This window comes from Asticcacaulis endophyticus, assembly GCF_014652575.1.
Lineage (GTDB): Bacteria > Pseudomonadota > Alphaproteobacteria > Caulobacterales > Caulobacteraceae > Asticcacaulis > Asticcacaulis endophyticus.
Genome location: NZ_BMZB01000001.1, coordinates 76,361 through 91,544, shown reverse-complemented (window position 1 = coordinate 91,544; position 15,184 = coordinate 76,361). Strand labels below are relative to the sequence as shown.

At 59.0% G+C, this 15,184-nt stretch carries 13 protein-coding genes; 3 read left to right on the top strand and 10 right to left on the bottom strand.

Annotated elements, in window-relative coordinates; genetic code table 11:
- Positions 1-108 precede the first annotated feature (108 nt).
- The 4 genes from IE102_RS00410 to IE102_RS00395 form a co-directional block, all read right to left on the bottom strand.
- Entirely contained in the window at positions 109-693 is a 585-nt protein-coding gene (locus IE102_RS00410; protein ID WP_189484412.1) for a Smr/MutS family protein, read from the bottom strand.
- Positions 694-698: 5 nt separating this feature from the next.
- On the bottom strand, positions 699-2,117 hold the full coding sequence (gene rimK / locus IE102_RS00405) for a 30S ribosomal protein S6--L-glutamate ligase (RefSeq protein WP_189484411.1): 1,419 nt from the start codon (positions 2,115-2,117) through the stop codon (positions 699-701).
- Between the two features lie 75 nt (positions 2,118-2,192).
- Positions 2,193-4,577, bottom strand: a complete 2,385-nt coding sequence (locus IE102_RS00400; RefSeq protein WP_189484410.1) for a PAS domain-containing protein — start codon at positions 4,575-4,577, stop codon at positions 2,193-2,195.
- Between the two features lie 297 nt (positions 4,578-4,874).
- Positions 4,875-5,558, bottom strand: coding sequence for a glutathione S-transferase family protein (locus IE102_RS00395; protein ID WP_189484409.1), 684 nt, complete (start codon positions 5,556-5,558; stop codon positions 4,875-4,877).
- 178 nt (positions 5,559-5,736) lie between these two features.
- On the opposite strand from IE102_RS00395, the gene IE102_RS00390 reads away from it, so the two are divergent.
- The gene (locus IE102_RS00390; protein WP_189484408.1) at positions 5,737-6,915 is read left to right on the top strand and encodes a Yip1 family protein; all 1,179 of its coding nucleotides are present in this window, start codon (positions 5,737-5,739) and stop codon (positions 6,913-6,915) included.
- Between the two features lie 2 nt (positions 6,916-6,917).
- On the opposite strand, the gene IE102_RS00385 is transcribed toward IE102_RS00390, so the two are convergent.
- Entirely contained in the window at positions 6,918-7,757 is an 840-nt protein-coding gene (locus tag IE102_RS00385; RefSeq protein WP_189484407.1) for an alpha/beta hydrolase, read from the bottom strand.
- Between the two features lie 153 nt (positions 7,758-7,910).
- Here IE102_RS00385 and IE102_RS00380 point away from each other — a divergent pair, with 153 nt between their 5' ends.
- A complete protein-coding gene (locus tag IE102_RS00380; RefSeq protein ID WP_229807499.1) occupies positions 7,911-9,335 on the top strand; it encodes an HD-GYP domain-containing protein in 1,425 nt (474 codons plus the stop codon).
- A gap of 7 nt (positions 9,336-9,342) precedes the next feature.
- On the opposite strand, the gene IE102_RS00375 is transcribed toward IE102_RS00380, so the two are convergent.
- The 5 genes from IE102_RS00375 to IE102_RS00355 all read right to left on the bottom strand — a co-directional run bounded on the left by IE102_RS00375 (position 9,343) and on the right by IE102_RS00355 (position 13,764).
- Entirely contained in the window at positions 9,343-9,861 is a 519-nt protein-coding gene (locus IE102_RS00375; RefSeq protein ID WP_189484406.1) for a DUF4142 domain-containing protein, read from the bottom strand.
- A 197-nt stretch (positions 9,862-10,058) separates the two neighbouring features.
- A complete protein-coding gene (locus IE102_RS00370) occupies positions 10,059-10,820 on the bottom strand; it encodes an ABC transporter permease (RefSeq protein ID WP_189484405.1) in 762 nt (253 codons plus the stop codon).
- Between the two features lie 168 nt (positions 10,821-10,988).
- Entirely contained in the window at positions 10,989-11,903 is a 915-nt protein-coding gene (locus IE102_RS00365; protein ID WP_189484404.1) for an ABC transporter ATP-binding protein, read from the bottom strand.
- Positions 11,904-11,967: 64 nt separating this feature from the next.
- Entirely contained in the window at positions 11,968-12,858 is an 891-nt protein-coding gene (locus IE102_RS00360; protein WP_189484403.1) for a quinate 5-dehydrogenase, read from the bottom strand.
- 9 nt (positions 12,859-12,867) lie between these two features.
- Entirely contained in the window at positions 12,868-13,764 is an 897-nt protein-coding gene (locus tag IE102_RS00355) for a LysR family transcriptional regulator (RefSeq protein ID WP_189484402.1), read from the bottom strand.
- Between the two features lie 137 nt (positions 13,765-13,901).
- On the opposite strand from IE102_RS00355, the gene IE102_RS00350 reads away from it, so the two are divergent.
- A complete protein-coding gene (locus IE102_RS00350; protein WP_189484401.1) occupies positions 13,902-15,176 on the top strand; it encodes an NAD(P)/FAD-dependent oxidoreductase in 1,275 nt (424 codons plus the stop codon).
- The last annotated feature ends 8 nt before the right edge of the window (positions 15,177-15,184 follow it).

The following is a 15,184-nucleotide window of genomic DNA, read 5'->3' as shown; positions in this document are numbered from 1 at the left end:
GTAATTTTATACCTCCCCGGCGTGCCGGGGAGGGGGACCGTTTTGCGTAGCAAAAGGGTGGTGGGGGCCTATTTGCGCTTTTTGCCCTAACGCTGCGCTCCTTGAGGGCTATCTCTGCCGCTTCTTGAGTGCCACATATAACGCGCCGGAACCGCCGTGGCGGGCATGGGCCTGTGAGATACCGGCGACCATGTGGGCCATTGCCGGATCGGCCAGCCATTCCGGGGCGTTGCGCTTGAGGATACCGTTTTCAGCCATGCCTTTGCCGGTAATCACCAGAATAGCACGGTAATCATTGGCGTAGGCCTGTTGCACGAAGGCTTTCAGGCGGGCCTCCGCCGCGATCTGGGTGAGGCCGTGCAGGTCAAGGCGCGCCTCGATCGGATCACGTTCGCGGGTAATGCGGCGCTTGCGTTTCGGCTCAATCGGATCGGGCTCAAACGATGTGGCGCGCACCAGCCGATAGCCGCCGTCCGGCTTAATGGCATCACCGATTTTAAACGGGGTCAGAGGCTCGGCTTTCCGCAGCGGTTTAGCTACCATATCCGGCATATCGCGAACCTTAACCACTTCGGGCTCAGTAGGCTTGACGGGCGCTGTTTTGCGGGAGATTTTGCGCGAAATGTAGGGCCGCACGGTTGCGGTCACCAGGGCCCAAAGCTTTTGATCTTCGCCTTTTGAGCCCGTCGCCACGCGCACTATTCCCTTCTGAGCAACCTTGGGCTTTTGGCCCCCAAACGCTGTATCGGCCGCATCCGGCCTTCGATGTGGCCGATGATCAGGTCGGCGACCTTAACCCCCGATGCCTTTTCTATGCCTTGCAGGCCGGGTGAGGAATTGACCTCTAAGACCTTCGGGCCGGTTTTGGAACGCAAAATATCAACGCCTGCGACCTGTAAGCCCAAGGCGCGGGCGGCCTTTACCGCAATCTGAGCCTCTTCGAGCGAAATGTCTACACTGAGTGCGTCGCCGCCCTGATGGAGATTGGCGCGGAAATCACCGATCTTGGCACGGCGCATCATGGCGGCCACGACCTTATGGCCAATGACGAAACAGCGCAGGTCTTCGCCGTCGGCTTCCTTGATAAACTCCTGCGTCAGAAGTTCGGCATCAAGGTCACGAAAGGCGGAGATGACGGACGATGCCGCCAGACGCGTATCGGCCAGCACCACCCCGCGGCCCTGCGCGCCCTTGGTCAGCTTGACCACCAGCGGTGCGCCGCCGACAAGGTCGACCACATAGTCGGTATCTTTCGGCGATTTGGCAAAGGCGGTCACCGGCATGGGGATGCCCTTGCGCGCCAAAACCTGAAGGGCATGGAGTTTATCGCGTGAGGCGGCAATGGCGTTGGAGCGGTTCAGACAATAGGCGCCGGTGGTTTCAAACTGCCGCACCACCGCCAACCCATAGCTGGTCATCGGCACGCCAATGCGCGGGATGACCACATCGAATTGCGGCAGGGGCTTGCCATCATAATGGACCTCGGGGCGCAGGACATTGATGTTCATGTAGCAGCGTGAGGTGGTGATGGCTTCAATGACGTGGTCGCGGCTTTGGGCGGCCTCGATAATGGCGCGGCTGGAATAGTTGCTGGCGGCCTGGGTCAACAGCGCGATCCGCAAAGGCCTGCGCACGGCGGGGGTTTCAGTGCCACTGTAGGCGTCATAGGAGCGCGGCGGCAAAATCTGCGAGCGAACCGGATCGACCAGCGCGCCCATACTCTCAAGTGCTTGGCGCCCCAGCAGCATCCGGTACGCCATGCCCTCACGGTTGGTCAGGGAGACTTCGATGGGGATCAGCCGGCCTTTGACATCAAGACGGGTTTCGATAAAGTAGCGCATCTCGGTCTCACCGTTCGATGACGTCACCTCGCGCTGGCCAATTATATCAGCCGAGCAGACGACTTCGACATCATGACGCCCGGCGATCGGGTTGACCACAAAGCGCACGCGCGGCTTGCTCTGTGTGCCGAACGGTTCGATATCGACGGCGTGCAGCGATGAGGTGCGCGCGCCGGTATCGACCTTGGCCTTGATGGCCGGCAGGCCCAGATCCGGCAGACCCAGCCATTCTTCCCAGCCAAAGGTCAGTGGGGCGTTCTGCGCGGCGTCGGTCATGAAAAATCCTCTGGCTACGGCCTATTCTACCTTTGGCCTTAGCGATGATCCATGACGGATTTTTGACTTTGAGCGTTAGTCTTCATCCGATTGCGTAAAGGCCTGCAACTGGCGGGTCAGGCGTTCGCCGCGTTTACCTGCCACAAGTGCGGCTTCCGACAGGCGGCGGATGTTCTCAGGATTATTTGACTGCTTTTGCATCATGTCGAGCGCGCCGTTGATAACGTGCAGCATCTGGCCAAAATCATTGGCGACATTAAAGGTCAGGCGACCCGCCGTTTCATATTTCTGAGCCTGTTGCAGGGCGTCATCCAGTTTACGCGCTTTGTCCTCAAGGGAGGCTTTGCTGGCGATGGCCGAATTGAGGGATTGGCGCAGATCATCGAGTTCGTCGCGCAGTCTGGCGAGTTCGGTGGTGTCCACGGGGATGATAACGGGTTCGGGGGGCGGTTCGACCTCAGCCTCGACAACGGTGGCGGGCATCAGATGTTCGATCTCAAAGGCCATACCGATCAGGCCGTCAAAGGCGCCGTTATCAAATGACGGCGTGACTTGCTCGATCAGGCGCACATAGTCGCCGTTGGCGTTGCGCACGCGGTAGCTGATCTGGCCGCCGCGGCTGCCGGTCATAAAGCTTTTGAGCGTATCAAACAGTTCGGCCTGATCGTCAGGGTGCACGCAGTCGAGGAAGCCTTCGCCCATAAATTCGTGAGCCATTAATCCGGTCAGGTCATGCCAGTCGGCTGACAGGCTGATCAGGGTCGGCTTGCCGCTGCGTAATGTCCAGTACCGTGTCAGTTTAGATAAGGTTAGGGCCACATCTCTGGCGGATGGCGATTGCGCAGGCTCGGGGGTGGGCTCTGGTTCAGGGCGGGCTTTAAGGGCCTCGATCTCGGCCATCAGGGCCGCTTGCGCCTCTGCGGTAGCGGCACCTTGCGCCTCAGACACGGCTTCGGCCATGACCTGCTCCATGAGTGTGCGCTCAGAGGTTATGGCGGCCTCAATCTGCCCGGCGATATCGCTTTCGGCGCGGTTCAACAGTTCGGCCTCAAGGACGGGTCTGAGGCGGGCTTCGATTTGCGCGACGGTTTCGGCTGGCTCAGCGGGGGGCGCCACGTCAGCGATCTGCGTCCGGTAGCTGCTGATGTCGAGCGCTATGCCCGACACGTCGCGGGTGCCATCGTCACGGGTGTCGGCGCGACCTTTTAGGTTGATCCAGCGCAGGGGCTGATCAGCCGGACCGACCCGTAGTTCGATATCGAGCGTGTCGGTCTCACCGGCCATCAGGGCGGCAAAGGCTTTGTCGGCAATGGCCTGATCTTCATCGGAAATCAGGGTGGGGCCGCCTGGGGTTTCGCGCCCGATCAGGCGGCGCATACCTTCGTCTTCGACAATGGTATCGGCGTCACGATCATAGACCCATACCCCGACCCCCAGATCGGCGCGGGCGGTTTCGGCCTGACGCAGATCTTCAAGCGCCTGTGCTGCGTCATCATCCAGTTGGGGCGTGGCCAGTTCAGCACTGGGTGCGGCTAAAGATACGGGGGCAGGCACCGCCATGACCGTCAGGCCCTGATCGGCGCCGTCCGGGGTGCGTACCTTCCACGCGCTGACCATAACCGTCTGCGCCGTGCCATCCGCACGTTTCAGGATGAGGGGCAGCGGGGCGGGCGGATGATGGGCGGCGGCATCGGCCTGAACCTCAGCCAGATAATCGACGGCACGCTGGAAGTCTGTATCGCTGACAAAACTTTGGGCCCAGCTTTGACCCAGACTGTCATCGCGCGTGGTCGATAAAACATCGACTGCGGCCCCATTGAGGTCCAGCACCTTACCTGCCAGATCAAGGCCCCAAAACGGCACAGACGCGGCGGTAAACCAGTGGCCGCGCCATACGCCGGTGATGTCGCCAATGCCTTCACCAGCCTGAGATTCGATTTCGACAAAGGCCGCACTCGAGCCGGTGATTTCGCCGTGGGGGCTGACGATCGGCATGGAGGTGACCGAGATCATCACCTTGCCGCGTGTAACCGGATGGGCCAGCATGTGCTGAAAGCCCTTAACCGTCTGGCCACGAAGGGTGCGGGCAATCGGCAGCAGGTCGGGCGGGATCATGCGCCCGTCCGGATAGGTGATCCCCCAGGTCGCCGAGTGAAACCGAAGCCCGATCAGCTCAGAGTCCTTGCGGCCCAACAACTGATGGGCGGCCTTATTGGCAAAGGTGAATTTGCCGGTCAGGTCGGTTTCGACCAGCGCCACCGGCACGGCATTGAGCACGTTAAAAATGCGGCGCTCTAAGTTATCGACCTTGCGTTCCGAATTGTGCAACAGGGTCTGGAACTGGCGCACCTGAAAGGTTTTCAACGTAGCGATAATGCCGCAGGCCAGCGCCAGAAACAGAAGAATACCGGCGGCGGCACCCAGCACCATCACCAGATCGGCTTCAGTCTCCAGCAACATAACAACCCCTTTTACCGCACACGCGAACCTGATCTTCGGGGGCGCGGTGTGCATTTACGACACACTACGCCCTTCAGTTGTCAGTTTTAGCAAGAACTGTACCTATACGCCTGACGGGCGAATTATACAGGTTCAGGCTAGTATCGTGAATTCGAAGTTCGCCTCCTTTCGATATCAGGACACAAGCGAACTTCGAATTTAAAACGATACTAGAATTCAGTGATTTCTAGTGTCCTGTTGAATCTGAAATTCGCTAAAGGTTGATATAGCCATGAGGCGAATTTTAGATTCAGGACACTAGGCGCGGTAGTCGGCAATGAGGTCACCGGCGGCCTCAAGCTCGGCCTCATGGTCCGGATCGCGCGCCTTTTCCGCCAGAGCTGCCGCGTACCAGTTCTGCATCGACTCCAGATCCAGCAGGTGCTCGACATAGGCGGCTGATTTGGGCGACAGTTTGAGACCATAGCTGCGCACCCGAAACGCGACCGGGCAGAAAAACGCATCAACCGCCGTAAATTTATCACCGGCGAGATAAGGCCCGCCAAAACGCTTCAATCCGTCCAGCCATAGGGCCTCCAGCCGGTCGAGATCCTTTTGAAGCGCAGGGCTAACCTCGCGCAGTTTGATACGCACGCCGCAGTTCATCGAACAGGTGTTGCGCAGGGCTGAAAACCCCGAATGCATTTCCGCTGCCGCCGCCCGCGCCCACGCCCGTGCGGCATGGTCTTTCGGCCAGACGGACGGGTGCTGCTCATAGACATATTCGGCAATGGCCAGTGAATCCCAAACCGTCACACTGTGTTCGGTCAGGCAGGGCACTAGGCCGGTCGGTGAAAACTTCAGAAATTCGGTATTTTTGCCGTAACCGCCTTTGAAGAAATTCATATGCTCGACAAATTCGATACCCAGTTCGCTTAACAGAACCCACGGGCGCAGCGACCATGACGAATAGTTCTTATTGGCGATGTAGAGATTGTACATAGGCCCGCACCCTGTAAAAGTTATGAATTCAGCTAATTATATTACGCTTTGGCCGCCGCTCCAAGCCGAATGAACGCGGGCCGTTTCACCGGTTACGCGAAATTTACCGTATCCGCATTGACCCCTTCTCGCTTATTGGTCATGTTTAACCGGATAAATTTAGGGCAATGGGGATAGCATGAACACGGTCGAAGACAACGATACAGCCGCCACGTCGCTTGTGGCGCGCGTCCGTAATATCCTGCTCCAGCCATCGGTGGAATGGGATAAAATCGCCCTGGAGGCGACGACCGCCAAAGAGGTATTCAGCCGCTATGTACTGATCCTGGCCGCGATCCCGGCGCTGGCTGGTCTGATCGGCAGTCAGGTTTTCGGGGTGAATGCCTTCCTGTTCAGCGTTAAGCCGCCCCTGTGGCAGTCGGCCCTGACGGCAGTGCTGGTCTACGGAGTGTCGCTGGTGTCGGTGTGGGTATTGTCACTGGTTATCAATGCCCTGACCCCGACTTTTCAGGGCGAAAAGAACCCGGCACAGGCCTATAAGGTTGCGGCCTACAGCAATACGCCGGGGTGGCTGGTTGGGATTTTCAGCCTGATCCCGCATCTGGGGGTGCTGGGGTTGCTGGGGCTTTACGGCATTTATCTGCTCTACCGGGGTTTGCCGCGTTTGATGAAGTCGCCGGTTGAGAAATCAACGACCTTTACGCTGGCGGTGGTTGTGGTTGGGATCGTCATCAATCTGGTGCTGTTTGCACTCATTGCGCCGGTCATGGGGCTGGTCGGTGGGGCGGGTGCCAATATCGCCGCCAATGCCCCTTCCGAAGTGACGATTAACGGCAAAACCGTCGATGTGACGGGTCTGGAGGCCGCAGCGCGCAAGATGGAAGACGCTGCCGAAAAGATGCAGAACGCCGAGGCGGTCAAGGTCGTGGACCCCAACGTCCTCGAAGGCCTGATGCCGGCGATGGTGGCGGGTGCTGCGCGCGGTGAAGTGACCACCAGCGCCAATTCGGCCGGGCAATATTCCGGCTCAAGCGCCGAGGCTCAGTATCTGATCGAAGACGGCAATCTCAACGTCAAGGTCACCGATATTGGGGCCATGGGCGCCATGGCGGCGCTCGGCACGGCCATGAACGTCAATTCCAGCCGCAAGGTCGGTGAGTCTTACGAGAAAATCACTACTGAGAACGGCCGGTTAGTCTCGGAATCCTATGATGCCGACACCAAGCACGGCAAATATTCGGTTCTGGTGGCGGAGCGGATTCTGATTGAGGCCGAGGGCGACAATGTCGAGATGGCCACCCTGAAAAGTGCGGTGGATGCGGTCGGTGTTACCCGCGCCGAAAAGCTCATTGAATAGAGTTATTTAAGTCCCAGAAACGGCCAGATGCTGCGCTCATAAAGACCATCACGCACCAGCGTCGAATGGTCTGAGCCCTCATAGCGGGCAAAGGTTTTGGGCTGATTGGCAAGGTCATAGAGTCTGACCCCGTGATGGAACGGTATCACCGTATCGCGGTCGCCGTGCGCGATCAGCACCGGTATGTGCACATCCTTGATCCGGTCGCGTGACAAATATTTGTCCTTCATCAGGAACGATACCGGCAGCAGGGGATAGCGCTCCTGGCCCACATCCGAGGCGGCGGTGAACGGTGCCTCCAGTATCAGGGCGCGGGCCGGGCGCTGGGTCGCCAGCCAGGTAGCCACGCCTGAGCCGAGCGAATGGCCGTGAAGCACGATCCGTTCCGGCCCATAGCCTTGCGCGGCCAACCAGTCATAGGCGGTGGCTGCATCGGTAAACAGGCCCGTCTCACTTGGGGTGCCGGTCGATCCGGCATAGCCGCGATAGGACAATGCCAGAAAGCCAACCCCTTCGCGATGCATGCGGATATAGCGATCGGACTGATCATGTATGCCTGAGCCCTGACCGCCGAAAAACAGGATCAGGGGCTTGCCGTCTTCCGGCGGCAGATACCAGGCCCGCAGGGTTTCACCGTCAGGGGTTTTCAGGCGGATGTCTTCTATGTCCGGCACGCCGTCGACCTTGGGGGCCGTGACGGTGGTGACCTTTTCATACAGCATGTTTTGCTGATTGACGTAGATATGCCCCAGGATCAGCAGATAAACCGCCAATGCCGCCACCAGCGCGATCCGGCCGATAAGAAAAAAGACTTTCAGAGCGGCTGAGCGATGACGGGGCATGGTACTGTCCGGATGGGCATGAATGGTGATCGTCCATAGCCTGAATCGCGCCCCTACGCATCAGTCTATGGCGCGTAAATCAATCTTAAGCCTGATGGGGTAGAATATCTGATCTGCGAACTTAAAAACCTTTACGGCGGGAAAGGTCACATCGTGCATAAGGCACCGAAATTGCCGGATATTTCGGCAAAAAGTCTCAGGCTGTCGGAACTGCTGGGGGCGCTATCACATGCCCTTGACATGACCGAAGGCCAGCCCGAAGGTCACTGCGTGCGTTGCGCCTATATCGGCATGCACATGGCTGATGAGCTGGAACTAAACGATCTGCAACGGTGGGAGCTTTATTACGTCCTGCTGCTCAAAGATCTGGGCTGTTCGTCGAATGCCGCGCGCATCTGCCAGCTCTATCTGACCGATGATTTAAGCTTTAAGCGCGACTTCAAGACCATCGATTCCGACCTGTCCAATATTCTGGGTTTTGTGATGTCGCATACCGGGCTGAAGGCCGATCTGGCCGCCCGGTTTCGCGCCACGATCAATATCTTTCAGAATGGTGGGGAACTGTCGCGCGAGCTGATTGAGACGCGCTGCACGCGCGGGGCCGACATTGCCCGTCAACTTAGATTCTCCGAAGCCGTCGCCGTCGGCATCCGTGATCTGGATGAACACTGGGACGGCAAGGGCCAGCCGCAAAAACTTAAAGGTCGTGAGATTTCCCCCTATGCCCGCATTGCGCTCCTGACGCAGGTCGTCGATGTTTTCAACGCCAGTCACGGTCGGTTAGCGGCGATCAATGAGGTCCAAAAGCGCGCGGGAACATGGTTTGAGCCGGAAATGGCCGACGCTTTCCTTGAGGCCTCGGCCCGGCCCGGTTTCTGGGAAGGCCTGTCCGATCCGGATTTGAACGCGCAGGTTTACGGCTTGGAACCCGCCAATCATGAGGTTGAACTGGACGAAGACTTTCTGGATGATATTGCCATTGCCTTCGGGCAGGTAGTCGATTCCAAAAGCCCCTATACCGCCGGTCATTCGGCGCGGGTGGCGCTCTATACCGACATGATGGGCGAGGTCTTAGGGCTGGACGACCATGTCCGGCGCTGGCTTAAGCGGGCCGCCCTGCTGCATGATGTCGGAAAGCTTGGGGTCTCCAACACCATCCTCGACAAGCCGGGTAAGCTGGACGGCGATGAGTGGGTGCAGATGCAAAATCACGCCCTTTATACCGAGCATATCCTGTCGCGTATTTCAGCCTTTGCAGAATTGGCGCAGATCGCCGGCGCCCACCATGAGCGCCTTGACGGCAAAGGCTATCCGCATGGTTTGGCGGCCGAGCAGATCAGCTTTGAAACCCGCATCATATCGACGGCGGATTTCTTTGATGCCCTAACCGCCGACCGGCCTTACCGCGCAGCTATGCCGGTGGGCAAGGCGCTGGATATCATTGGCGAAAGCGTGGGCACCGCCATCGATCCGGTCTGCTTTGAGGCTTTGAAGCGTGCCATTGAGCTGATCGAGCGCAACGGCCAGGATGGTACGCTGGTCATCAACGGTCAGGCACCCGTCATGAAGGTGGCTTAAGCTATCTTTACTGACAATCAGCGCCAGCCAGCGGTGCAAATTGCTGAAGGTGGTGGCTGAGATAGGACAGTGTGTTGGTCGCAAAAAACGCCAGCGCCTTATCGGCTCCGGTTTCGATATATTGCTCGCTGAGCACGATCAGCTCCATATAGAGCCGGTTCTGGGCGTCAATATAGTCATAGTCGAAATCCGGTAACGCGACCAGATTGAGCGCCTCCAGCCGCCTGTGGTGGCGGTCGTCCGGCTGCTGATAAAGCTCAACATGAAGGTGCGTACTTTGCACTGACGTCAGCAACGCCTCAGCCGTCCAGATATGGGCCTCGGCCATCTGGCGGGCATAGTCGCGCACCTCAGCGCGGGATGAGCGCTCAATCGCCAGACGATGCAGCTTAATGGCGCAGCCGTTGAGCATGGACGCGCGGGCGGCAAACTGTGCGCCCGTCAGGCTGCGGTTGAACTTATGGGCGGCCGGAAAGGGCAGGGCGTTTGACAGCAAGGCCGTCAGATTATGAGGGGACATGAACATTGAAAATCGCCTTGAGGTTGGAGCGCGGCACCTGCCGCGGACAACCCACTGCACACCAAACTTTTATATGGCCTGAGTCTAACCGTTTACGGTCAACAGGCTTATGGGCGATTCTCACCGTTCATGAATCTTAACGGCCTGTGGATAAATGCTATATCGGGTTAAGGCCCCGGTGTTATAAAAAGTCCGTAAGCGGATCAGGTGCGTAAGCGGTAACCTGTCCTGAATACCCATGAAATTATGCCAACGCAAACCACCATAAACAGCACGGTCATGCCTAGGCTTACGGCGATATTGACATCGGCCTTGCCGTAGAACGTCCAGCGAAAGCCGTTGACAAGATAGACGATCGGATTGAACAGGGTCACGGTCTGCCAGGCCGGAGGCAGCATGGAAATCGAATAAAACGTGCCCCCCAGAAACGTCAGCGGCGTGATGATCAGCATGGGCACGATCTGCAGCTTTTCAAACCCGTCGGCAAGTATGCCCAAGATAAACCCGAACAGCGAAAATGTGACGGCAATCAGCACCAGATAACCCGCCGTGGCCAGCGGATGAACAATTTCAAACGGCACAAACAGGCGCGCGGTACCAAGGATTATGGTGCCGATAATGACCGACTTGGTGGCGGCCGCACCCACATAGCCCAATATCACTTCGCCGACTTCGACGGGTGCCGACAGCACCTCATAGATCGTGCCGGTAAAGCGCGGCAGATAGATGCCAAACGATGAGTTCGATACGCTTTCGGTCAGGACGGTCAGCATGATCAGGCCCGGCACGATGAAGGCGCCGTAAGATACGCCGCCGATCTCCGTCATCTGGCTGCCGATCGCCGAACCAAAGACGATGAAATAGAGCGAGGTCGACAGGACGGGCGAGGCGATGCTCTGGAAAATGGTGCGCAAAAACCGGCCCATCTCAAACGCATAGATAGCTTTTATGGCGTGCAGGTTCATGCCTTGTCCTCCATTAGTGCACTGCCTCATTCATTTGCTAAAGCTTGCGGCTGCCTTGAGAGCAAATGAATGAGGCAAAAGTGCACTATTAACTAATTAATTCTAGCGCAGTTTACGATGCGGACATTTGATATCGAGTGTGGGGCACCCGTGGATCAAATGTCCGCATCACTGCACTAGCGTGACGAAGATGTCCTCCAGCGAGGAGCGGTTCATATTGATGGAGGTGAAATCCATGCCCGACTGGGCCAGCCGTTTAATCAGATCGGCCGGGGCTTCGTCGTTTTCGTCCCCGTCAATCACATAGGTCAGGGTCAGGCCATCTTCGGATATGAGCGGCGTGTGGCCGCTGATGGTGGGGGCGGCTGAGGTGGGCTCTTTCAGGCCGATGACCACTTCGGTGCGGCCCAGCTTGCGCATCAGGGCGGTTTTGTCCTCGACCAGTATGATCTCGCCTTTGTTGATCACACCGATGCGGTCGGCCATGTCTTCGGCCTCTTCGATATAGTGGGTGGTCAGGATGATAGTGACACCCTGTTCACGCAGGCGGCGCACCATCTGCCACATGTCGCGCCTAAGCTCGACATCGACGCCGGCGGTCGGTTCATCCAGAAACAGGATTTTGGGTTCATGCGATAACGCCTTGGCGATCAGCACACGCCGCTTCATACCGCCGGACAGGGTGGCGATCTTGGCGTCCTTCTTGTCCCACAGGCTGAGATCTTTCAGGATTTTCTCTAAATAGGCCTTATTGGGGCCAAGGCCAAACAGGCCGCGGCTGAAGGCGACCGTGTTCCAGACCGTGACAAACATGTCGGTCGCCAGTTCCTGCGGCACCAACCCGATCTTGGCACGGGCGGCGCGGAAGTCTTTAGAGATATCATGACCATCGGCGATGATGGTGCCGCCGGTCGGGCGCACCAGCCCGCATACTGCCCCGATCAGGGTTGTTTTACCCGCGCCATTCGGCCCCAGCAGCGCAAAGATTTCGCCGCGACGGATATCGAGATCTATACCCTTAAGCGCCTTGTGGCCGCTGGCATAGGTTTTCTCCAGGCCTTTTATGGCAATGATCGTGTCCATGTCCGCCCTTTCTGTACCGTTGTGCACACATATAGTGGCCTGCGCGGGGGGCGCAATGCGGATGTTATAATAAACTGGCGCAGGCCAGATCCTGAGACGCTTCGCCGACGCTCTTAAAGACCGTAAGGCCGGACGGCGGGGTGAACGCGGGGTCGCACAGATCGCTTAGCACGCCTTTGATGTCATTTTTTGTCAGCATGGCGACATCGCCCGCTTCGGTCAGGGCGGTCAGGGTATCGACAAACACATAGCCTTTGCGGATGGCGCCGTCGTCAGCTTCGCGCATGGCGGGCGTAAATCCGCCGATCAGGGCCAGATGGTGTGCGCCGGTGAGCCAGTCACCCTGCACGATCGGCGTGTGGCTCAAGGTTGCGCAGGCGATGATATCGGCACGGCCTGCCTCATGGGCGAGGTCTTCGCACACCGCAGCGTTAAAGCCGTTATCGCGCAGTTTTTGCACAAGGGCCTCGGCATTGGCGCGGGTCGGGCTATGGACACTGACGTGGGTAATGGGTCGTACCGCTCTGTAGGCAAGCGGCAGTTCTGAGGCGATCCGGCCTGAACCGATCAGAAGCAGGCGGGTCGCGTCCGGTGCGGCCAACTTCCCCGCCGCAATCGCCGCCACCGCCGCGGTGCGCCGCGCCGTCAGTTCGCCGCCATCAATCAGGGCCAGATGCTCATGGGTTGTGCCGTCGAACAGCAGGTAGGAGGCATTGACCGACGGCTTATGTCGGGTCGCATTTCCCGGTGTGACATGGACGATTTTGAGGCCCCCGACTGATGGGCTCCAGGCGGGCATCAGCAGCAGGGTGGCGTCGTCTTCATCGTCGCGCGGGATGGTGATCTGGCTGCGGGCGGGCACTTGGGCGTCGGCGCGTAAACGCGGCGGCAGTTTGGCAACCAGACGGTCATAGCTGAGCTTTTGGCGAACCTCTTCGGCGGTGACTATGCGCATGGTTTTCCCCTATCTGAACGACGCGGTTTCATTGAGCAGCCACTGCTTGAAGGCCGTAAGCGGCGGGTGCTGGGCGCGCTCAAACGGCCAGACCAGATAATAGGCCTCTTCGCTCTTAAGCGGCAGATCCAGCGCGCGCACCAGTTGGCCGCTCGATAACTCTTCCTCAATCAGGAAGGTCGGCAGAAGCGCCACCCCAAGGCCGGAGCGGGCCACCTGCGCGGCTGTGGCGAACTGATCGAGCAGCATGCCCTGCACGCTTTCCGCCCCCGCCCCATAGGCCGCCAGCCAGCGCTCCCACGCATCAGGCCGTGAGGTCAGGTGCAGCAGCGGGGCCTGACGCAAATCGCTCGGCTCGCGGAAATCATAGCGGGCCTTAAGCTGCGGGCTGCAGGCCGGGACGACCTCTTCGGTCCTCAGCAACGCCATTTCCGTGCCCGGCCAGTTGGCGTGGCCGAAATGAATGGCCGCGTCCATGGTCTCCAGCCGGAAATCGAAGGTGTTGATGCGGGTCTTAAGGTTGAGCGTAATGCCCGGATGCTGCGCCAGAAAGGTCGGCAGACGCGGCGCCAGCCAGCGCGTCCCAAAAGTCGGCAGGATGGCGAGGTTGAGCGTGCCGCCCATCGGATTGGCGCGCAGATTAAGCGAGGCCGTGCGGATGGTTTTCAGCGCTTCACGAATCTCACGCGCATAGGTTTCCCCGCCGGAGGTCAGGCGCACGGTCTGACGCTCACGGTGGAACAGATTGACCTCCAGTTGCGCCTCTAACGCGGCGATCTGGCGGCTGACGGCGCTCTGGGTCAGGTTCAGCTCACGCGCGGCGGCGGTGATCGAACCCAGACGGGCGGTGGCCTCAAAAGCCGACAGGAGCGACAGCGACGGCAGGAAGCGGCGGGGTGACAGCATGTTATGCCATTTCAGAATGATCTTTTGCCAAAACAGTCATTGTTATTAGCGTTTCGTCAGCGTAAAACAGGTCGTAACATTACGCAAGCGAATGATCTTGCGTGTAAACCCAGGCTCAGGGCGCGGCGGAAACCGACATGTCACTCACCCACGGACTTTGGCAGGCTTCGGCACCTGACGCCCCGCAAACGGCGGTGCTGGCGGGCGATGTGCGGGCCGATGTCGCCATTGTGGGGGCGGGTTATACCGGATTGTCGGCGGCGCTTAATCTGGCGGAGCGCGGCTTGTCGGTGGCGGTGATCGAAGCCAAACACATTGGTTTTGGCGGGGCGGGGCGCAATGTCGGGCTGGTCAATGCCGGCATGTGGGTCATGCCTGATGAACTGCCCAAGGTTCTGGGGGCGGTGCACGGTGAGCGCCTGCTGAGCGTGCTGGGTGATGGGCCCAATGAAGTGTTCGCGCGGGTGGCTAAGCACAATATTGACTGCGAACTGCAAACGGCAGGCACCCTGCATTGTGCGGTCGGTCAATCCGGTATCAAAGAATTGCAGCGGCGGGCGCAACAATGGCAGGCGCGGGGGGCGGCTGTGCAGTTGCTGGATGCGACGGAAACCGCGCAAAAGATGGGATCAAACGCCTACCCGGCAGCATTGCTTGATCTGCGGGCGGGGACTATCCAGCCGCTGGCCTATGTGCGCGGACTGGGGCGGGCGGCGATTGCGGCGGGGACTAAAATTTTTACCGACAGTCCGGTCAGCGCCGTTGAGGCGGTCGGCGATCAGTGGCGGGTGGTAACCGATGGCGGATCGGTGACGGCGAACTGGGTGATCATGGCGACCGATGCCTATGCGCAAGGTCCGTGGGATATTATCCGGACAGAGCAGGTACATCTGCCCTATTTTAACATGGCGACGATCCCTTTGCCGGAGGATATCCGGCCCAGCCTTTTGCCGCAAGGGCAGGGCGCGTGGGATACGGCTGAGGTGCTGTCATCGTTTCGGATGGATGCGCAGGGGCGGCTGGTATGGGGTTCGGTCGGGGCGCTCAGGCATGGGGTGCACGGTGTGCATCGCGAGTGGGCCAAACGGGCTATGACGCGGGTTTATCCGCAACTCAAAGGCATCGAATTTGAGCATGAGTGGTTTGGGTGGATCGGCATGACCGATGATAATTTGCCACGCTTTCATCGCTTTGCCGATCGGGTGATTGGCGTGTCGGGCTATAATGGTCGCGGTATTGCGCCGGGCACGGTCATGGGGCGCGTGCTGGCCGAGCACGTTGCCGGAGACTTGCACGCAGACGACCTGCCCTTGCCGGTCACAGTGGCAAAAGCGGCGGGCTTACGGGCCACGAAAGAGATTTATTATGAAGCCGGTGCGGCGATGCTGCATGCGGTTGAACACAGGCTTTAGGAAGGGTA